The following is a 20978-nucleotide window of genomic DNA, read 5'->3' on the forward strand; positions in this document are numbered from 1 at the left end:
TCGCCGTTATGAGAATGGGATGATGTCGTTTATGAAGGGACGAGTCCTTGTCGTCGACGACGACACAGCACTGGCCGAGATGCTCGGCATCGTGCTGCGAGGTGAAGGTTTTGAGCCGTCTTTCGTAGCCGACGGCGACAAGGCGCTGGCCGCCTTCCGTGAGACCAAGCCCGACCTGGTGCTGCTCGATCTGATGCTGCCCGGGCGGGACGGCATCGAGGTGTGCCGCCTGATCAGGGCCGAGTCCGGTGTGCCGATCGTGATGCTCACGGCCAAGAGCGACACCGTCGATGTGGTGGTGGGGCTCGAGTCGGGCGCGGACGACTACATCGTGAAGCCGTTCAAACCGAAGGAGCTGGTCGCCCGCATCCGCGCGCGGCTGCGCAGGTCGGAGGAGCCCGCACCCGAGCAGCTCGCCATCGGTGACCTCGTCATCGACGTGGCCGGTCACTCCGTGAAGCGGGAAGGGCAGTCGATCGCGCTGACTCCGCTGGAGTTCGACCTCTTGGTGGCCCTGGCCCGCAAGCCGTGGCAGGTGTTCACCCGCGAGGTCCTCCTGGAGCAGGTCTGGGGCTACCGCCACGCGGCGGACACCCGTCTTGTCAATGTTCACGTGCAGAGGCTGCGCTCGAAGGTCGAGAAGGACCCGGAGCGGCCGGAGATCGTGGTGACCGTTCGTGGTGTCGGTTACAAGGCCGGGCCCAGCTGACATGTCCCGCGACAGCGCCGCTTCGGCGCCCGGTCGGGCGGGCGCCCTGCCGGGGCGGCCTGTCGGCCGGGGACGGTTCTTCGAGGGTGGGCTGCTCCAGGGCGGAGTCCAGGGCAGCCCGGTCCTTCGGCTCCTCATGCGCTGGGTACGCCGTCCGCTGCTGCCCGTGATGCGGCTGTGGCGACGCAACATCCAGCTCAAGATCGTCGTCACGACGCTGCTCATGTCGCTCGGAGTGGTGCTGCTGCTCGGCTTCGTCGTCATCGGACAGGTCCGCAACGGCCTGCTGGACGCCAAGGTGAAGGCGTCGCAGAGCCAGGCCGCGGGCGGCTTCACGGTCGCCGGGCAGAAGGCCGACAGCGCCGCCAGCGCGAGCGGCGGCGACGACAACTCGGGCGCCGACAACCCCGTCCAGAACGTCAGCGGGTGGATGGGCGACCTCGTCGAGTCGCTCTCCAGCGGCGGCCAGGGCGCCTTCGACGTGGTCACGCTGAGCACGTCCGTCGCGGACCACGACAACCCCGGCCTCGGGCCGCGCGCCTCGGGCGGTGTGGACCCGAGCCGGAGCGTTCCGGAGGATCTGCGCACTCGTCTGGACGCGGGTCTCGGCGTGGCCCAGAGCTACACCCGCATCTTCTACACGGACAGCCGTCGTGATCCGCAGCCGGGACTCATCATCGGTAAGCAGATCAACGACCCGAACGGGGATCCATACCAGCTGTACTACCTCTTCCCGCTGACGCAGGAGGAGAAGTCCCTGAGCCTGGTCAAGGGGACCCTCGCGACGGCCGGGCTGTTCGTGGTCGTGCTCCTCGGGGCCATCGCCTGGCTCGTGGTGCGCCAGGTCGTCACACCCGTACGGATGGCCGCGGGCATCGCCGAACGCCTGTCCGCCGGCCGTCTGCAGGAACGCATGAAGGTCACCGGCGAGGACGACATCGCCCGCCTGGGTGAAGCCTTCAACAAGATGGCGCAGAACCTGCAGCTGAAGATCCAGCAGCTGGAGGACCTGTCGCGGATGCAGCGGCGGTTCGTGTCCGACGTCTCGCACGAGCTGCGTACACCGCTGACGACCGTGCGGATGGCGGCCGACGTCATCCATGAGGCGCGCGTCGACTTCGACCCGGTGACCGCGCGTTCGGCGGAACTGCTCGCCGACCAGCTGGACCGGTTCGAGTCGCTGCTCGCCGACCTGCTGGAGATCAGCCGCTTCGACGCGGGCGCCGCGGCGCTGGAGGCGGACGCGATCGACCTGCGGGACGTCGTGCGCCGGGTGGTGAGCGGTGCCGAGCCGCTCGCGGAGCGCAAGGGCACGCAGATCCGCGTGGTCGGTGACCAGCAGCCGGTCGTGGCCGAGGCCGACGCCCGGCGCGTGGAGCGTGTGCTGCGCAACCTGGTGGTCAACGCGGTCGAGCACGGCGATGGCAAGGACGTCGTCGTCAAGCTCGCCACGGCGGGCGGCGCGGTCGCGATCGCGGTGCGGGACTACGGCGTGGGACTCAAGCCCGGCGAGGCCACCCGGGTCTTCAGCCGCTTCTGGCGGGCGGACCCGGCACGGGCCAGAACCACCGGCGGTACGGGACTTGGCCTGTCCATCGCACTGGAGGACGCACGTCTGCACGGCGGCTGGCTGCAGGCGTGGGGCGAGCCCGGCGGGGGCTCGCAGTTCAGGCTGACGCTGCCGCGCACCGCCGACGAGCCCCTGCGCGGCTCGCCCATACCGCTGGAGCCCATGGATTCCCGGCGCAACCGCGGGCTCAACGACGCCGGCCTGCCCCACGGCGGTTCGGACGGCAAGCTCGCCACGGTACCGAGGCAGTCCACCGGCGAGTCGACCCCACCGCGTGATCCGATCGCTTCGCGGTCGGCCACGGTGATGCCCACGGCCGACCCGACCGCACTGCCCGGCAACGGCGCGCGGGTGGTGCCGCGCCCGGCCGGGCCCGTGCGGCCCCACGACGACAGGACACAGGAGCCTCCGCTCGGCGGGGGGCCGAACGAGCGGAAGCAGGGGGAGGCGTTTCGTGGGCGCTGAGGGGGGCGGCCGGCCGCGTGCGCTGCGTATGGGGGTGTTCGCCGGTTGCGGCGCCCTGCTGCTGGCGGGGTGCGCGTCCATGCCGGACAGCGGCGGACTGAGCGGGGTGGAGTCCACGCCGCGCCAGGATGCCCAGGTGCGGGTCTTCGCCGTGCCGCCGCGCGAGAACGCCGGGCCCGGGGAGATCGTGCGGGGCTTCCTGGAGGCACTGACCAGCGACGACCCGAGATATGAGACGGCCCGCGAATATCTGACCGACAGCGCGCGCCGCAGCTGGAACCCGGACGCCTCCACCACCGTGCTGTCCGACGGGCCGAACCTCGAGGGCGCGCACAGCAGGAGCGGGGAGGCGCAGGACGACTACGCGTACACGCTGGGCGGAAGCAGGCTCGCCGTCGTGGACTCGCAGCACGCGTTCGCGCCGGACTCGGGTGCCTACAGCACGGCGGTGCATCTCACGCTGGAGAAGAAGTCCAAGCAGTGGCGCATCGACTCGCTGCCGCAGGGCGTGGTGATGGGCAAGTCCGACTTCCAGCGCAACTACGTGTCGGTCAACAAGTACTACTACGCCTCGAACGTGCCCGCGGCGGTGACCGGACAGCTGAGCACCGTGGCGGACCCGGTGTACGTGCGCGGCAAGGTGGATCCGGTGACGTCGATGGTCCGCTCGCTGCTGGCCGGGCCGACGCGCTGGCTGAATCCCGTGGCGACGTCGAGTTTCCCCTCGGGCACGGCGCTCGGGAAGGGCGTCACCTCGCTGTCGCCGGACGACCAGAACAGGCTGACGGTGCCGCTCAACGGCAAGGCCGACCGGGTCGGGCCGACGCAGTGCAGCAGGATGGCGGCGCAGCTGCTGTTCACGCTCCGGGACCTGACGCCCACCGGCGTGAGCCAGGTCGAGTTGCGGCGGTCGAACGGCAAGAAGCTCTGCGACCTGAACGAGAACCGCGCCGAGATCATCGCCTCGCACAGCACGGGTGGAGGGGCGGACGAGTACTTCCTCGACGGCAAGCAGCGGCTCGTCAGTCTGTCGAGCACCTCCAAGGACCCCGAGCCGGTACCGGGCGCGCTGGGCGAAGGCGCCAAGAAGCTGCGGGCGGCCGCGATCTCGCTGGACGAGGAGAGGGCGGCCGGGGTCTCGGACGACGGGCGGAATCTGTACGTGGGGTCCCTGGTCTCGGGTTCCTCGCTCGGTGACCCGGTACTGACCAGCCAGGGCGCGTTGCCGGGCGACCGGCTGACGACGCCGAGCTGGGACGGCGGGGGCGACCTGTGGGTGGCCGACCGCGATCCCAAGCGGGCCCGTCTGGTGATGCTGCAGCAGGGCGCGGGCGAACCGGTGGTGGTGAGCACGCCGGGCCTCGACGGGCGTATCAACGCGGTGCGGGTGGCCGCGGACGGTGTGCGGATCGCACTGATCGTGGAACAGGGCGGAAAGACGTCGCTGCAGATCGGACGGGTCGAGCGGGACGAGGGGAGTGACGGACGGCGTTCCGTGTCGATCCTTGAACTCCACTCGGTGACTCCGCAGCTGGAAGAGGTCACGGCCATGTCGTGGGCCGGGGACAGCCGGCTCGTGGTGGTCGGGCGGGAGTCCGGCGGTGTGCAGCAGTTGCGGTATGTGCAGGTCGACGGCTCGACACCGACGGTCGCCGCGCCGACCTCGCTCACCGGCGTCAATCAGATCGCGGCGTCCGAGGACGAGCGGCTGCCGCTCGTGGCCTACTCCGAGGACGGCATCGTGCGTCTGTCGGCAGGGGCGCAGTGGCAGAAGGTGGTCAAGGAGGGAACGGCCCCCGTCTACCCGGGGTGAGCCGGGCAGGCGCGCTCCGGACACGGGTGTCCGAGTGCGGGCTCCGTGCCCCCGTTGTCCACAGGCGGTTGTCCACAGGCCTGGCACGCCGCCACGGGCGTTGGCACAGTGGTGGACATGCGGGCGTGGTGGCAGGACCTCACCGACCTGGTGCTGCCGACGGACTGCGGAGGCTGCGGCAGGCCGCGCACGGTGCTGTGCCCGGAGTGCCGCGCGGCGCTCCACGGAAGGGCGCCGCGCCGGGTGCGACCGGCGCCGGAGCCGGCGGGGCTGCCGGTGGTGCACGCGGCGGCCGCATACCGGGGCGCCGTACGCGCCACGCTCCTGGCGCACAAGGAGCGCGGTGCACTGATGCTGGCGCGCCCCCTCGGGGCGGCCCTGGCCGGGGCGGTACGGGCGGGGTTGATCACGGGCGGGACCGGGGCAGCCGTGGCCGCGGTCCGCGCGGCGTCCTCGCGCACCGCCGCCGGCCGGGTGCCCGTGCTGCTCGTGCCCGTGCCCTCCTCCCGACGCGCCGTGCGGGCGAGAGGCCATGACCCCGCACGGCGGATCGCGCTCGCGGCGGCGGCGGAACTGCGCAGGAGCGGGACGGCCGCCCGGGTCGTGGCGGTGCTGCGGCATCGGCGGGCCGTGGCCGACCAGGCCGGACTCGGCGCCCGGCAGCGGCTGGCCAATCTCGCGGGAGCCCTGGAGGTGGCCGACGTCGGCGCGGCGCTGCTCACGGGCGGCCGGATCGTTCTTGTAGACGACCTGATGACCACGGGCGCCTCCCTGGGAGAGGCGGCGCGTGCGGTCCGTACGGCGCTCGTCGATGCACGGACGGGGGACACGGAGGTGTATGCGCGTGTGGCGGGGGAAGCAAGGGGGGAACGGACAGCAATACGGACGGCGGCGCGGTCGCACCGGGCACCCGAGCCGCAGGGAATGGTCGCTGGGAACGGCCTCGAAGACCGGATCTGTGCGGCGGTGGTCGCCGCCTCGCCGGAATCTTTCGAAATGAACCGGAACTGACTGAGAACTTGCATTGCCGCAGGTCATGGCTAGGCCAATTCACCTGAATGGAGGTACGCCGCAGTAGAGGGTGACGACATCGCGCCGGGCGAGATATGTTCGGTTGTGAGGGAAAGGCGCCGGCCGTCCCTCGCTTATTCCATTGCCGTGCTGCGGGTTTTCTGCAATCACCCGTGGCGGTGAGGTGGAGATCTCGCCCACGGGGGAGGAGGAGGTGGACGTCACCGAGTCCGGGGCTCCGGTGGTCACCGGAGCCTGGTGCACAAGGGAGATGCTCCGCCAGGGATGCGGAGCGATCCGGGAACGGAGTTCTGCGTGGACATCGTCGTCAAGGGCCGCAAGACCGAGGTGCCCGAGCGGTTCCGGAAGCACGTGGCCGAAAAGCTGAAGCTGGACAAGATCCAGAAGCTGGATGCCAAGGTGATCAGCCTCGATGTCGAGGTGTCCAAGGAGCCCAACCCCCGGCAGGCCGACCGCTCCGACCGAGTGGAGATCACGCTCCGCTCGCGCGGTCCGGTGATCCGGGCGGAGGCAGCGGCCAACGATCCGTACGTGGCGCTCGACCTCGCCGCGGAGAAGCTCGAGGCCCGGCTGCGCAAGCAGCACGATAAGCGCCACACCCGCCGCGGGGTCCGCAGGCTCACGGCAGCCGAGGTGCCCGACCACGTCCCGGGTGCGGTGACCCTGAACGGCAACGGCGGGCTCGTGTCGGAGGAAGAGTCGGACGGTGTGCCGACCAAGAAGATCGGATCGCTCGAGGTGAAGGGCGAAGGCCCCCTCGTCGTCCGCGAGAAGACCCACGTCGCCGCTCCGATGTCGCTCGACCAGGCGCTCTACGAGATGGAGCTGGTCGGGCACGACTTCTACCTGTTCGTCGACTCCGAGACCAAGCAGCCCAGCGTCGTCTACCGACGGCATGCCTACGACTACGGCGTCATCCACCTGAGCACGGACCAGATGGTGGCTCAGGCGCAGATGGCCGCCGCAGGTGGAGCGCTCGGCGGCTGATCCCGCCGGGTGAACGCGGTAACCGGTGCCTCTGGCGGGCCTGTGCGCCCCCAGGGGCACCGGTGTGCGACCAGTTCGCGCCGTGCTCCGGCACCGGAGTGTCGCCCGGGCATGGAATCATGGCGGCAACGGCCCAACCGGTGGGCCGTTGCCTTGGGTTGGCGATGGCACAGGACCACGGGCCACAGCCTTCAGGGGGAGGAACGATGGCGGACAGCTTCGGACCGATGCGAGACGGGGACGCCGACGACGGCGTCGTCGGCATGGGCCCGGAGGAGGGCTCTGCACGCAAGGAGCCCATCCGTGTCCTCGTCGTGGACGACCATGCGCTCTTCCGCCGAGGCCTGGAGATCGTGCTCGCGGCCGAGGAGGACATCCAGGTCGTCGGCGAGGCCGGGGACGGCGCGGAAGCGGTCGACAAGGCGGCCGATCTGCTCCCCGACATCGTGCTGATGGATGTGCGGATGCCCAAGCGCGGCGGGATCGAGGCGTGCACCTCCATCAAGGAGGTGGCGCCCAGCGCGAAGATCATCATGTTGACGATCAGCGACGAAGAGGCCGATCTCTACGATGCGATCAAGGCGGGCGCGACCGGCTATCTCCTGAAGGAGATCTCCACGGACGAGGTCGCCACGGCCATTCGAGCCGTCGCCGACGGGCAGTCGCAGATCAGCCCGTCCATGGCGTCGAAACTCCTCACCGAGTTCAAGTCGATGATCCAGCGGACCGACGAACGCCGGCTGGTCCCTGCGCCGCGGCTCACCGACCGGGAGCTGGAAGTCCTCAAACTCGTCGCCACGGGGATGAACAACCGGGACATCGCCAAGGAGTTGTTCATCTCCGAGAACACCGTGAAGAACCATGTGCGCAACATCCTGGAGAAGCTGCAGCTGCACTCCAGGATGGAGGCCGTGGTCTACGCGATGCGGGAGAAGATCCTCGAGATCCGCTAGCCGGACGGGTCCGTGGCGATCCGCCGGTACCGCGGGTCAGCCCACGGCACGCGCCAGCTCCTTGACCAGGGGCTCGCGCAGATCCGGGGCGTCCACCCGTTCCACGCGTACATCCGTGCAGTCCACCCATGCCGCCGCCTCCAGCAGGGCCTGGGCCACCCCCGGCACGGCCTTGGAGCCCTCGAGCGTGACCTGCCTGGCCACCAGCGTGCGGCCCTCGCGCGCGGGGTCCACACGGCCGACCAGCCGACCGCCGGCGAGGACCGGCATCGCGAAGTAGCCGTACACCCGCTTCGGTTTGGGCACGTACGCCTCCAGACGATGGGTGAAGCCGAAGATGCGCTCCGTGCGTGCCCGCTCCCAGACCAGGGAGTCGAAGGGCGACAGCAGCGTCGTACGGTGGCGGCCGCGCGGCGGGGTGGCCAGCGCCTCCGGGTCCGCCCAGGCGGGCTTGCCCCAGCCCTCGACCGTCACCGGAACCAGGCCCGAGTCCGCGATCACCGCGTCCACCTGCTCGCCCTTGAGACGGTGGTAGTCCGCGATGTCCGCGCGCGTACCGACGCCGAGGGACTGACCGGCCAGGCGGACCAGGCGGCGCAGGCACTCGGCGTCGTCCAACTCGTCGTGCAGCAGCGGCTCGGGGACGGCGCGCTCGGCGAGGTCGTACACCCGCTTCCAGCCGCGCCGCTCGACGCACACCACCTCGCCGTACATCAGCGCACGCTCCACCGCGACCTTGGTGCCGGACCAGTCCCACCACTCGCTGGTCCTCTTGGCGCCGCCCAAGTCGGTGGCCGTCAGCGGGCCTTCGCTGCGCAGCTGCTTGATGACCTGGTCGTAGACACCGTCCGGGAGGCTGTGGTTCCAGTGCGGACGGGAGCGGTAGGCGCGGCGGCGGAAGGCGAAATGGGGCCACTCCTCGATGGGGAGGACGCACGCGGCGTGGGACCAGTACTCGAACGCATGGGGCCGGGGCTCGGACGCGTCGTCGGGCGCGGGGGTCCAGTAGGCCGAGTCCACCGTCTTGCGGCCTATGGCGCCCAGGCGGGCGTACGGGATCAGTTCGTGGGACCGGGCGAGGACGGAGATGGTGTCGAGCTGGACCGCGCCGAGACGGCGCAGCACGCCGCGGACCCCGCCCCTGCGGTCGGGGGCGCCGAGGAAGCCCTGGGCGCGCAGGAAGATGCGGCGGGCTTCGTCGGCGGTCAGTTCGGTGACGGGACGCGGAAGACTCGGCATGGCCACACGGTAAGGCCCGGCACTGACAACGTGGCCTGAGCTGGTCTTCCGTCCTGAACAGGCCGACGGGACGACGGCCCGCTAGGGCGTCCGGGAGGGGGCCGGCAGATAGGGGGCCGTCGAAGGCAGCCCCAGGTCCGACGGCAGCAGTGAGCCCACCCAGCAGTCCCGGCGCACCCCCTTGTTGTTGATCGCGGAGCGCAGCACACCCTCGATGGTGAAGCCCGCGCGTTCCGCGACCGCCCGGGAGCCGGCGTTGCCCACCTCCGCGCGCCATTCCACACGGTCCACCGACAGACGGATGAAGGCCCAGCGCGACGCGCCGAGCGTGGCTTCCGTGATGTAGCCGTTCCCCCGGTGCTCCTTCGTCGTCCAGAAGCCCACCTCGGCGACGCCCAGTGAGCGCATCGTGAGGCCGAGCATGCCCACCAGAGCCCCCGCGGGAAGGAACACGCCGAAGGTGAACATCGAGGCGTCGGCCCAGCCGTCGGGCGCCAGCTGCCCGACGAACCCTTCCGCGTGCTCACGCAGGTACGGCGACGGGATCGTGGTCCAGCGCTGGATGTCCGGATCCTGCGCGGCCGCGTACACCGCGTCCGCGTCCTGCGCACCCACGGTGCGCAACAGGAGACGTTCGGTGGTCAGGGTGACGGGGTCCATCGCCCGATTCTGCTCGGCCCCCCGCCGCGACGCCATGATTTTTCACACCCGGTCGCCGTCGCCCCGGCATCCGTCGCGCGGTCCCGCCACGCCGTTGTGCCCGCGGGCTCGTCACTGCGTGAATGGACGGTTACTTTTCGTGGCACGGACTCGGCACCTTCCGCCATGCCCGTCCGTTGTCCTAGTGGCTGTCACCGGCAGACCTCCCGGCGCGGTGGGGTCCTCGCTTACGATGGCCGTTGCTCAAGCTGTCCTACGTAACCGACCGTCCCAGGCCCGACCGGCAAGGAGACAAACCCCCGTGTCCGTCCTCTCGAAGATCATGCGTGCAGGCGAAGGCAAGATCCTGCGCAAGCTGCACCGCATCGCGGACCAGGTCAACTCCATCGAAGAGGACTTCGTCGACCTCTCCGACGCCGAGCTGCGGGCCCTCACCGATGAGTACAAGCAGCGGTACGCCGACGGCGAAAGCCTCGACGACCTGCTGCCCGAGGCGTTCGCGACCGTCCGTGAAGCGGCCAAGCGCGTCCTCGGCCAGCGTCACTACGACGTGCAGATGATGGGCGGCGCCGCGCTCCACCTCGGCTACGTCGCGGAGATGAAGACCGGTGAGGGCAAGACGCTCGTCGGCACCCTGCCCGCGTACCTGAACGCCCTGTCCGGAGACGGCGTCCACATCGTCACGGTCAACGACTATCTCGCCGAGCGCGACTCCGAGATGATGGGCCGCGTCCACAAGTTCCTCGGCCTGAGCGTCGGCTGCATCCTCGGCAACATGACGCCGGCCCAGCGCCGTGAGCAGTACGGCTGCGACATCACCTACGGCACGAACAACGAGTTCGGCTTCGACTACCTGCGCGACAACATGGCCTGGGCCCAGGACGAGCTCGTCCAGCGCGGTCACAACTTCGCGATCGTCGACGAGGTCGACTCCATCCTGGTCGACGAGGCCCGTACCCCGCTGATCATCTCCGGCCCGGCCGACCAGGCCACCAAGTGGTACGGCGACTTCGCCAAGCTGGTCACGCGCCTGAAGAGGGGCGAGGCGGGCAACCCGCTGAAGGGCGCCGAGGAGACCGGCGACTACGACGTCGACGAGAAGAAGCGCACGGTCGCCATCCACGAGTCCGGCGTCAGCAAGGTCGAGGACTGGCTGGGCATCGACAACCTCTACGAGTCGGTGAACACCCCGCTGGTGGGCTACCTCAACAACGCGATCAAGGCCAAGGAGCTCTTCAAGCGCGACAAGGACTACGTCGTCATCGACGGCGAAGTCATGATCGTCGACGAGCACACCGGCCGTATCCTCGCCGGCCGCCGCTACAACGAGGGCATGCACCAGGCGATCGAGGCGAAGGAAGGGGTGGACATCAAGGACGAGAACCAGACGCTCGCCACGATCACCCTCCAGAACTTCTTCCGCCTCTACAACAAGCTCTCCGGCATGACCGGTACGGCGATGACCGAGGCCGCCGAGTTCCACCAGATCTACAAGCTCGGCGTGGTCCCGATCCCGACCAACAAGCCGATGATCCGTAAGGACCAGTCGGACCTGATCTACCGCACCGAGGTGGCCAAGTTCGAGGCGGTCGTCGACGACATCGCCGAGAAGCACGAGAAGGGTCAGCCGATCCTCGTCGGCACCACCTCGGTCGAGAAGTCCGAGTACCTCTCGCAGCAGCTCGCCAAGCGCGGCATCCAGCATGAGGTGCTCAACGCGAAGCAGCACGACCGCGAGGCTGTCATCGTCGCCCAGGCCGGCCGCAAGGGCGCCGTCACCGTGGCCACCAACATGGCCGGCCGCGGTACGGACATCAAGCTCGGCGGCAACCCCGAGGACCTCGCCGAGGCCGAGCTGCGCCAGCGCGGGCTCGACCCCGAGGAGCACATCGAGGAGTGGGCCGCGGCCCTGCCCACCGCCCTGGAGCGTGCCGAGCTCGCGGTCAAGACCGAGAAGGACGAGGTCGAGGAGCTCGGCGGACTGTACGTGCTGGGCACCGAGCGGCACGAGTCGCGCCGTATCGACAACCAGCTGCGCGGTCGTAGCGGACGTCAGGGCGACCCCGGCGAGTCCCGCTTCTACCTCTCCCTGGGCGACGACCTGATGCGTCTGTTCAAGGCCCAGATGGTCGAGCGCGTCATGGCGATGGCCAACGTGCCGGACGACGTGCCGATCGAGAACAAGATGGTCACGCGCGCGATCGCGTCCGCCCAGTCGCAGGTCGAGCAGCAGAACTTCGAGACCCGGAAGAACGTCCTCAAGTACGACGAGGTCCTCAACCGGCAGCGCGAGGTCATCTACGGCGAGCGGCGCCGCGTCCTGGAGGGCGAAGACCTGCATGAGCAGATCCAGCACTTCATGGACGACACGATCGACGCCTACGTGGCCGCCGAGACCGCCGAAGGCTTCTCCGAGGAATGGGACCTGGACCGGCTGTGGGGCGCCTTCAAGCAGCTCTACCCGGTGCGGGTCACCGTCGACGAGCTCGAGGAGGCCACCGGCGACCGGGCCGGGCTGACCGCCGAGTTCGTGGCCGAGTCCATCAAGGACGACATCCACGAGCAGTACGAGCAGCGTGAGGCTCAGCTCGGCTCCGAGATCATGCGTGAGCTGGAGCGCCGGGTCGTGCTGTCGGTCCTGGACCGCAAGTGGCGCGAGCACCTCTACGAGATGGACTACCTCCAGGAGGGCATCGGCCTGCGCGCCATGGCGCAGAAGGACCCGCTGGTCGAGTACCAGCGCGAGGGCTTCGACATGTTCACCGCGATGATGGAGGGCATCAAGGAGGAGTCCGTCGGCTACCTGTTCAACCTGGAGGTCCAGGTCGAGCAGCAGGTCGAGGAGGTCCCCGTCGAGGACGCCAAGCCGTCCCTGGAGAAGGAGGAGGCGGTCGCGGCGCAGGCCGCCCGCCCGGAGATCCGTGCCAAGGGCCTCGACGCCCCGCAGCGCCGCGAGCGGCTGCACTTCTCGGCGCCGACCGTGGACGGCGAGGGCGGCGTCATCGAGGGCGACTTCGTCGGCGACGACGAGCCGGTGCGCTCGGAGGCGGACGGCCTCACGCGCGCGGAGCGCCGCAAGCAGGCGAAGGGCGGGCGGCGCCGCAGGAAGTGACGCTGCCGCCGGCGACACTGCCGTGGTGAGGGGCCGGGCACCCGAGGGTGCCCGGCCCCTCGTGTCGTTGCCGTCAGTCGCCGTCCGCCCGTGGCATCCGCGGCCCGCCCAGTTCCACCGCCGTACAGCGCCAGCGGTGGTCAGGACCGCACTCCAGGCGGAAAGCCATCGCGCGCAGCGTGTCGCCCGCGCCGATGCGGGCGAACGCCTCGATGGCGCCCGGGCGCGGGACGTAGTAGCCGATGTCGCGGACGACCGGATGGCTGCCGCGGGTGCGCAGCGGGCCGCGTTCAGCAAGCCACGCCAGTTCGTCGTAGGCCCGGCCGGCCGTGTGGCGGAGCATGCTGTGCACCGGCCGCCGGCCGCTCAGCACGGACACCAGCCGGTCGGCGAAGAGGTCGGTCGGACGGGGCTGGGGGACCGGGCCGGACGGGTCCGGCGCGGCGGGAGCGGCCGCCGTACGGGACGTGCCGCCGCCCGGTGCGGGGCGACGGGGTGCGGGGCCCGGTCGGCGGGTGTCGTGGCGGACCGGTGGACGGCCGCCCGGGTGCCGTGGGGCCCCGGTCGTCGGCTTGTTCCTGGTCATCACCTTGTTCATGGGAATCCCCGTTTCGCGGGACCGGCTGATACCGGTCGGTAACTTCTCGGTGGGGATCTTGTACGAGGCGGAGGACCCCGTCCGCAAGGAGGCCGGGAGCGCGCCGGGACCGCCCGTGGGTTCACCTATCAGGATGAGAAGCAGGGCGGGGTGCCTTGGAACCGCGGGGGCGTACCGGGTGAGCCACGGGAGCCCCGGTTGACGTCCGGGAAGGCTCCGGCCGAGACCCGAAGGGGGACACCCGCACGTATCCTGGGGTGACTCGCCGGAGGCGCGCGGGCGACCTCCACAGGGTCCTCGTACTCGCCCTCCGGCCGTCCTCTCCGACTACGAAAGCGGCTCGCCATGCGCGTCTACGTCCCCCTGACCCTCCACGGTCTCGCCGAGGCGTACAAGACGGGTGAGCTGGGCGCGGGGCAGATGGCGGCCTACGCCGTCACGCCCGCACTGCGCGAGTGGTACCTCTCCGACGACATCGAGGAACTGGAGTACGCCGCGCTCAACCGGGCCGCGCTGGCCTCGCTGCGACTGCTCGCGGCCGACCCGGGGGCGCCGCGGCGACGTGTGGTCGTCGCGGTCGACGTACCGGACGGAGCCGCGGCCGCCGATCCCGACCGGGCACTGGACCAGGCGGCCCTCGGCGAGGTGCGGGTCGCCGGACCCGTACCGCTCGGCAAGGCGGCCGCGGTGCACGCCGACGCGGACGACGCGGAGGCGGACCTGACCGCGGCGGCCGAGGCGCTGGAGGCGGCGGACGGCGGCGACGACGACGCGCAGTTCGTCGTGGACGGCGCCGAGGACCACGAGCTGCTCTGGTACGCGACGCAGGAGATTCCCCAACTGCTCGGCCCGAGCGTCTGACCTGGCGTTTTTCTCCGTGCCCTGTCCGCGTCGGCGCCTGTCGGCACGTGATTGTCACCGCGGCCGGGTACGTTTTCGGGCATGGGGACGTACGTAAGCGCGCACATCGTCTGGGACTGGAACGGCACGCTGTTCCACGACAATGACGCGATCATCGGGGCGACGAACGCGGCGTTCGCCGAACTGGGCCTGGAGCCGATCACGCTGGAGAAGTACCGGACGCTGTACTGCGTGCCGGTGCCGAAGTTCTACGAGCGGCTGATGGGGCGACTGCCGACGAACGCCGAGTGGGAGGTCATGGACGCGGTCTTCCACCGGTACTACATGCTGCACCGGGTGCGCTGCGGGCTGACCGAGGGCGCCGCGGATCTGCTCGCGGGATGGCGGTCGGCGGGCCGCAGCCAGTCGCTTCTGAGCATGTACGGGCACGACGAGCTCGTCCCGCTGGTCAGGGGCTTCGGGATCGAGACGCACTTCCTGCGCGTGGACGGTCGGACCGGGCCCTCCGGCGGCAGCAAGGCCGAGCACATGGTCCGGCACCTGCGGGCACTGGACGGCGTGGAGCCGGCGCGCACGGTGATCATCGGGGATGCCGCGGACGACGCGGTCGCCGCCCGGCACGTGGGGGCGCAGGCCGTCCTGTACACCGGGGGCTCGCACAGCCGTACCAGCCTGGAGGAGGTCGGCGTCCCGGTGGTGGACACACTGGCGGAGGCGGTCGCAGAGGCGGAGCGGCTGGCGGCGTGAGCGGGTGCGGCGTCCGAAGGCGCCGCACCGCCCGGAATCAGGTCACCGGCGCCTTGGCGCGCAGGACCGTCAGGAACTCGCGCATCCAGCTGGAGTGGTCGGGCCAGGCCCGCGAGGAGACGAGCGTGCCGTCGACGACCGCCTCGGCGTCCTGGAAGGTGGCGCCCGCCGCCTGCATGTCCAGCTCCAGCGCGGGATAGGCCGTGACGCGCCGCCCGCGCAGGGCGTCGACCGCGGCCGTGAGCAGTGGGCCGTGGCAGATCTGGGCCACCGGTTTGTCGGTGTCGAAGAACGACTTGAGGATCTTGCGGAGCTCGGGGTCGTTGCGCAGGTACTCCGGGGCGCGGCCGCCGGGGATGACGATGGCGGCGTATTCACCGGGGTCGACCTCGGAGAAGGCGAGGTCCGCGGGCCAGGTGTAGCCGGGCTTCTCGGTGTACGTGTCGAATCCGGGTTCGAAGTCGTGGACGACGAACCGGAGGGTCTTGCGGGTGGGGGCCGCGATATGGACCTCGTACCCCTCCTCGCGCAGGCGCTGGTAGGGATACAGGACTTCCAGTGATTCTGCCGCGTCGCCGGTGACGATCAGGATCTTCTGCGTCATGTTCGCCGTGCTCCCCTCGGTCGTGCGGACGGCTCCGTCGGGTGCTTCTGGCAACGTGCCCGAGGTCGAGGGTGCTTGCCAAGGGGCCTCGTACCACTCGTACAGACGTGCTCGCTGTTCGTACAGCCATGCTCGCACCGACGGGACTGCACGGCAGCGCTCCCCGCGCCCCTGTGCAGAACGTCAAAGTTCGACCCCCTGTTTTGTACACATACGGCTCATGACGTGCCCCCCGTGATGAGCGATAGCCTGGTGGCGTGATCAGCGCGATACATCGCGGGGACGTCGTCGTCCCTGCCCTGCGCCCGGTGAGCACGGACGACATCCGTGACCGGGCGGCGGTCGCTGATCCTGGCAGGCGGGGCCGGTCGCAAAGGGCGCCGCAGGCGCCCGGCACGGCTACCGGAGCGCCGGGGACGCGAGAGGCGCCCAGTGCGCCGAGACGAGCGTCACAGTCGCCGAGGGTGCCGGAATTGGCCGATAAGCCCCCACCTTTCTCTCCGTGCGGCATAGCGTCGAACCAGACCGGACACCCCGCGTCGCGGCGTTACGTCGGAGAAGAGACCGTATTTCCTTCTACGTCACGCAACGGCGCGCGACAGGAGCCAGAGGACAATGCAGACCAAGCTGGACGAAGCCAAGGCCGAGCTGCTCGAGAGGGCTGCCCGGGTAGCTGAGAACAGCCCGGTCGGGGGGCACCTACCGACTGGGACGACGGGCGAGGGCACCCCTGACCGGGACACCGTGCTCGCGTTCCTCCAGCGCTACTACCTGCACACCGCCCCGGAGGACCTCGCCGACCGTGACCCGGTCGATGTCTTCGGAGCCGCGATCTCGCACTACAGACTGGCCGAGACGCGCCCGCAGGGCACGGCCAGCGTGCGGGTGCACACCCCGACCGTGGAGGAGAACGGCTGGACCTGCAGCCACTCCGTCGTCGAGGTCGTCACCGACGACATGCCCTTCCTGGTCGACTCCGTCACCAACGAGCTGTCGCGGCAGGGGCGCGGAATCCACGTCGTCATCCACCCCCAGTTCGTCGTCCGCCGCGACCTGACCGGCAAGCTCCTCGAGGTGCTGCCCGACGCGGCCGGTGCCGAGCTGCCGCACGACGCGCACATCGAGTCGTGGATCCACGTCGAGATCGACCGGGAGACCGACCGCGCGGATCTGAAGCAGATCACCGCGGATCTGATGCGTGTCCTGTCCGACGTCCGCGAGGCCGTTGAGGACTGGGAGAAGATGCGCGAGTGCGCGCTGCGCATCGCCGAGGGGCTCCAGAAGGAGGCCGTGCCCACGGACCTGCCGGTGGCGGAGCTGGAGGAGGCCGGTGAGCTGCTGCGCTGGCTCGCCGCCGACCACTTCACCTTCCTCGGCTACCGCGAGTACGAGCTGCGCGAGGACGACGTCCTGGCCGCGGTGCCCGGCACCGGGCTCGGCATACTGCGATCGGACCCGAGCCACGCCGGCGACGACCAGCACCCGGTGAGCCCGTCCTTCGAGCGGCTGCCCGCCGACGCCCGTGCCAAGGCCCGTGAGCACAAGCTGCTGGTCCTCACCAAGGCCAACAGCCGTGCCACCGTGCACCGGCCCTCGTACCTCGACTACGTCGGCGTGAAGAAGTTCGACGAGCAGGGCAACGTGGTCGGCGAGCGCCGCTTCCTCGGCCTGTTCTCGTCCGCCGCCTACACCGAGTCCGTGCGCCGTGTGCCGGTCATCCGGCGCAAGGTCGAAGAGGTGCTCAGGGGTGCCGGATTCTCACCCAACAGCCACGACGGCCGCGACCTGCTCCAGATCCTGGAGACCTACCCGCGCGACGAGCTGTTCCAGACCCCGACCGACGAGCTGCGCTCCATCGCCACCTCCGTCCTCTACCTCCAGGAGCGCCGCCGACTGCGGCTGTACCTGCGTCAGGACGAGTACGGGCGCTACTACTCGGCCCTCGTCTACCTGCCGCGCGACCGCTACACCACCGGCGTCCGACTGCGGATCATCGACATCCTCAAGGAGGAGCTCGGCGGCACCAGCGTCGACTTCACGGCCTGGAACACCGAATCGATCCTCTCCCGGCTGCACTTCGTGGTCCGCGTCCCGCAGGGCACGGAGCTGCCGCAGCTTTCCGACGTCGACAAGGAGCGCATCGAGGCGCGCCTGGTCGAGGCGGCCCGCTCCTGGAGCGACGCCTTCACCGAGGCGCTGAACGCGGAACTCGGTGAGGAGCGCGCGGCCGAGCTGCAGCGCCGTTACGCGGGCGCCTTCCCCGAGGGGTACAAGGCCGACCACACGCCGCGCGCCGCGGTCGCCGACCTCGTGCACCTGGAGCAGCTGACCACGGAGGAGGGCGGCAGGAAGTTCGCTCTCAGCCTGTACGAGCCCGTGGGCGTCGGTCCCGGTGAGCGCCGCTTCAAGATCTACCGCAAGGGCGAGGCGGTGTCCCTGTCCGCCGTGCTGCCGGTCCTCAACCGGCTCGGCGTGGAGGTCGTCGACGAGCGCCCGTACGAACTGCGCTGCGCGGACCGCACGATCGCGTGGATCTACGACTTCGGCCTCCGGCTGCCCACCTCGCTCACCGACAACGGCGAGATCCTCGGCGACGACGCCCGTGAGCGGTTCCAGGACGCCTTCTCCGCCACCTGGACCGGGCAGGCGGAGAACGACGGCTTCAACGCCCTGGTGCTGAGCGCCGGGCTCACCTGGCGCCAGGCGATGGTGCTGCGCGCATACGCCAAGTACCTGCGCCAGGCCGGTTCGACCTTCAGCCAGGACTACATGGAGGACACCCTCCGCAACAACGTCCACACCACCCGGCTGCTGATCTCCCTCTTCGAGGCGCGGATGTCGCCGGAGCGGCAGCGCGCCGGGGTGGAGCTGACCGACGCCCTGCTGGAGGAGCTGGACGCCGCTCTCGACCAGGTCGCCTCGCTGGACGAGGACCGCATCCTGCGCTCCTTCCTCACGCTGATCAAGGCGACCCTGCGCACCAACTTCTTCCAGGAGGCCAGGGGCGGCAAGCCGCACGACTACATCTCCATGAAGTTCGACCCGCAGGCCATCCCGGACCTTCCGGCGCCGCGTCCGGCGTACGAGATCTGGGTGTACTCGCCGCGTGTCGAGGGTGTGCACCTGCGCTTCGGCAAGGTCGCGCGCGGTGGTCTGCGCTGGTCCGACCGGCGTGAGGACTTCCGCACCGAGATCCTCGGTCTGGTCAAGGCGCAGATGGTGAAGAACACCGTCATCGTGCCGGTGGGCGCCAAGGGCGGGTTCGTCGCCAAGCAGCTGCCCGACCCGGCCGTGGACCGTGACGCCTGGCTCGCGGAGGGCATCCGCAGCTACCGGACGTTCATCTCGGCCCTGCTCGACATCACCGACAACATGGTGGCCGGCGAGGTCGTACCGCCCGCGGACGTGGTCCGGCACGACTCGGACGACACCTACCTCGTGGTCGCCGCGGACAAGGGCACGGCGACGTTCTCGGACATCGCCAACGAGGTCGCGGAGAAGTACGGCTTCTGGCTGGGCGACGCCTTCGCCTCCGGCGGCTCGGCGGGCTACGACCACAAGAAGATGGGCATCACCGCCCGCGGCGCCTGGGAGTCCGTGAAGCGGCACTTCCGTGAGCTGGGCGTCGACACCCAGACCGAGGACTTCACGGTCGTGGGCATCGGCGACATGTCCGGTGACGTGTTCGGCAACGGCATGCTGCTGTCCGAGCACATCCGCCTGGTCGCGGCCTTCGACCACCGGCACATCTTCATCGACCCCAATCCGGACGCGGAGACCTCGTACGCCGAGCGCCGCCGGCTGTTCGAGCTGCCGCGCTCCTCGTGGGCCGACTACAACACCGAACTGCTGTCGGGCGGCGGCGGGGTGTTCCCCCGCTCGGCCAAGGCGATCCCGATCAACGCGCACATCCGCGAGGCGCTCGGCATCGACGGCCGCATCGCCAAGATGACCCCGGCCGACCTGATGCGCGCCATCCTGAAGGCGCCGGTCGACCTGCTGTGGAACGGCGGCATCGGCACCTACGTCAAGTCCTCCGCGGAGTCGAACGCGGATGTCGGCGACAAGGCCAACGACGCGATCCGGGTGGACGGACGCGACCTCCAGGCCAAGGTGGTCGGCGAGGGCGGCAACCTGGGCCTGACGCAGCTCGGCCGGATCGAGTGCGCGCAGCAGGGCGGAAAGATCAACACGGACGCCATCGACAACAGCGCGGGCGTGGACACCTCCGACCACGAGGTGAACATCAAGATCCTGCTCAACGCGGTCGTGGCCAACGGCGATCTCACCGTCAAGCAGCGCAACCAGCTGCTCGCCGAGATGACCGACGAGGTCGGCACCCTGGTGCTGCGCAACAACTACGCGCAGAACGTGGCGATCGCCAACGCGCTGTTCCAGTCGAAGGACATGCTGAACGCGCAGCAGCGGTTCATCCGCCACCTGGTGCGTGAGGGCCACCTCGACCGGGCGCTGGAGTTCCTGCCCACCGACCGGCAGATCCGCGAGCGGCTCAACTCCGGCCAGGGCCTGACCGGCCCGGAGACCGCCGTCCTGCTGGCGTACACGAAGATCACGGTCGCCAAGCAGCTGCTGGAGACGGAGCTGCCTGACGACGCGTATCTGCGCAGCCTGCTGCACGCCTACTTCCCGACGGCTCTGCGCGAGCGGTTTTCGCGGCAGATCGACAGCCACGCGCTGAGCCGTGAGATCGTGACGACCCTGCTGGTCAACGACACGGTCAACACGGGTGGTACGAGCTTCCTGCACCGTCTGCGCGAGGAGACCGGCGCCTCGCTCGAGGAGATCGTGCGGGCGCAGACCGCGTCCCGCGCCATCTTCCACTCCGGCGCGATGTGGGACTCGGTGGAGGACCTCGACAACAAGGTCGACGCCGACGTCCAGACCCGGATCCGGCTGCACTGCCGCCGGCTGGTCGAGCGCGGCACGCGCTGGCTGCTCAACAACCGGCCGCAGCCGCTGCAACTCGCCGAGACGGTCGAGTTCTTCGCGGAGCGCGTCGAGCAGGTCTGGAGGGAGCTGCCCAAGCTGCTGCGCGGCGCGGACCTGGAATGGTGGCAGAAGATCTACGACGAGCTGACGAGCGCCGGGGTCCCCGACGAACTCGCCACGCGTGTCGCCGGGTTCTCCTCCGCCTTCCCCGCGCTCGACATCGTCTCGGTGGCCGATCGCACGGGCAAGGACCCGATGGCCGTCGCCGAGGTCTACTACGAACTCGCCGACCGGCTGGGGGTCACCCGGCTCATGGACCGCATCATCGAACTGCCGCGCGCCGACCGGTGGCAGTCCATGGCCCGGGCGTCGATCCGTGAGGACCTGTACGCGGCCCACGCCGGCCTGACCTCCGACGTCCTGGCGGTGGGCAACGGCAGCTCCACGCCGGAACAGCGGTTCAAGGCCTGGGAGGAGAAGAACGCGGCGATCCTCGCGAGGGCGCGCACCACCCTCGACGAGATCTCCGGCTCGGACTCCTTCGATCTCGCGAATCTGTCGGTCGCGATGCGCACGATGCGCACGATGCTCCGGACGCACAGCTAGGCCGGACACGGCCGGTCTCCGGTCGACGACGGGGGCGTCCCAACACCGTTGGGGCACCCCCGTCCGCGTGTC

At 70.0% G+C, this 20978-nt stretch carries 14 protein-coding genes; 10 read left to right on the top strand and 4 right to left on the bottom strand.

Features of this window, described 5'->3' with window-relative positions; genetic code table 11:
* The first annotated feature begins 19 nt into the window (after positions 1 to 19).
* The 6 genes from mtrA to RCR19_RS22350 all read left to right on the top strand — a co-directional run bounded on the left by mtrA (position 20) and on the right by RCR19_RS22350 (position 7529).
* Complete coding sequence (mtrA, locus tag RCR19_RS22325) at positions 20 to 709, top strand: two-component system response regulator MtrA (RefSeq protein ID WP_150136091.1); 690 nt, start codon at positions 20 to 22, stop codon at positions 707 to 709.
* A 1-nt stretch (position 710) separates the two neighbouring features.
* Positions 711 to 2744, top strand: a complete 2034-nt coding sequence (gene mtrB, locus RCR19_RS22330; RefSeq protein ID WP_331266731.1) for an MtrAB system histidine kinase MtrB — start codon at positions 711 to 713, stop codon at positions 2742 to 2744.
* The gene (locus tag RCR19_RS22335; RefSeq protein WP_331266732.1) at positions 2734 to 4557 is read left to right on the top strand and encodes an LpqB family beta-propeller domain-containing protein; all 1824 of its coding nucleotides are present in this window, start codon (positions 2734 to 2736) and stop codon (positions 4555 to 4557) included. Before mtrB ends, RCR19_RS22335 begins: the two co-directional genes overlap by 11 nt.
* 117 nt (positions 4558 to 4674) lie before the next feature.
* Positions 4675 to 5568, top strand: a complete 894-nt coding sequence (locus tag RCR19_RS22340) for a ComF family protein (RefSeq protein WP_331266733.1) — start codon at positions 4675 to 4677, stop codon at positions 5566 to 5568.
* Positions 5569 to 5853: 285 nt separating this feature from the next.
* Entirely contained in the window at positions 5854 to 6576 is a 723-nt protein-coding gene (gene raiA / locus RCR19_RS22345) for a ribosome-associated translation inhibitor RaiA (RefSeq protein WP_331266734.1), read from the top strand.
* Positions 6577 to 6782: 206 nt separating this feature from the next.
* Positions 6783 to 7529, top strand: coding sequence for a response regulator transcription factor (locus RCR19_RS22350; RefSeq protein ID WP_331266735.1), 747 nt, complete (start codon positions 6783 to 6785; stop codon positions 7527 to 7529).
* 36 nt (positions 7530 to 7565) lie between these two features.
* Here the strand turns inward: RCR19_RS22350 and RCR19_RS22355 are convergent, their stop codons facing one another.
* Both RCR19_RS22355 and RCR19_RS22360 read right to left on the bottom strand, forming a co-directional pair.
* Positions 7566 to 8768 (bottom strand): crosslink repair DNA glycosylase YcaQ family protein, encoded by a 1203-nt coding sequence (locus RCR19_RS22355; protein ID WP_331266736.1) that lies wholly within the window; start codon positions 8766 to 8768, stop codon positions 7566 to 7568.
* 81 nt (positions 8769 to 8849) lie between these two features.
* Entirely contained in the window at positions 8850 to 9428 is a 579-nt protein-coding gene (locus tag RCR19_RS22360) for a GNAT family N-acetyltransferase (RefSeq protein ID WP_331266737.1), read from the bottom strand.
* Positions 9429 to 9729: 301 nt separating this feature from the next.
* On the opposite strand from RCR19_RS22360, the gene secA reads away from it, so the two are divergent.
* Entirely contained in the window at positions 9730 to 12540 is a 2811-nt protein-coding gene (gene secA / locus RCR19_RS22365; RefSeq protein ID WP_059127770.1) for a preprotein translocase subunit SecA, read from the top strand.
* A 73-nt stretch (positions 12541 to 12613) separates the two neighbouring features.
* Here secA and RCR19_RS22370 read toward each other — a convergent pair whose 3' ends face one another.
* Positions 12614 to 13138, bottom strand: a complete 525-nt coding sequence (locus tag RCR19_RS22370) for an Rv3235 family protein (RefSeq protein ID WP_331266738.1) — start codon at positions 13136 to 13138, stop codon at positions 12614 to 12616.
* Between the two features lie 345 nt (positions 13139 to 13483).
* Between RCR19_RS22370 and RCR19_RS22375 the strand changes: the two genes are divergently transcribed.
* Together RCR19_RS22375 and RCR19_RS22380 are read left to right on the top strand one after the other, a co-directional pair.
* The gene (locus RCR19_RS22375; protein ID WP_331266739.1) at positions 13484 to 13999 is read left to right on the top strand and encodes a hypothetical protein; all 516 of its coding nucleotides are present in this window, start codon (positions 13484 to 13486) and stop codon (positions 13997 to 13999) included.
* Between the two features lie 81 nt (positions 14000 to 14080).
* Positions 14081 to 14746: an HAD family hydrolase gene (locus RCR19_RS22380; RefSeq protein WP_331266740.1), complete on the top strand. Its 666-nt coding sequence runs from the start codon at positions 14081 to 14083 to the stop codon at positions 14744 to 14746.
* Positions 14747 to 14783: 37 nt separating this feature from the next.
* On the opposite strand, the gene RCR19_RS22385 is transcribed toward RCR19_RS22380, so the two are convergent.
* Positions 14784 to 15350 carry a DJ-1/PfpI family protein gene (locus RCR19_RS22385; RefSeq protein WP_331266741.1) on the bottom strand — a complete coding sequence of 189 codons (567 nt, stop codon included), beginning with the start codon at positions 15348 to 15350 and terminating at the stop codon, positions 14784 to 14786.
* A 615-nt stretch (positions 15351 to 15965) separates the two neighbouring features.
* On the opposite strand from RCR19_RS22385, the gene RCR19_RS22390 reads away from it, so the two are divergent.
* Positions 15966 to 20906, top strand: a complete 4941-nt coding sequence (locus tag RCR19_RS22390) for an NAD-glutamate dehydrogenase (protein ID WP_331266742.1) — start codon at positions 15966 to 15968, stop codon at positions 20904 to 20906.
* Positions 20907 to 20978: the final 72 nt, after the last annotated feature.

It is taken from the genome of Streptomyces sp. WAC07094 (assembly GCF_036320405.1).
In the GTDB taxonomy this organism is placed as follows: domain Bacteria; phylum Actinomycetota; class Actinomycetes; order Streptomycetales; family Streptomycetaceae; genus Streptomyces; species Streptomyces lannensis.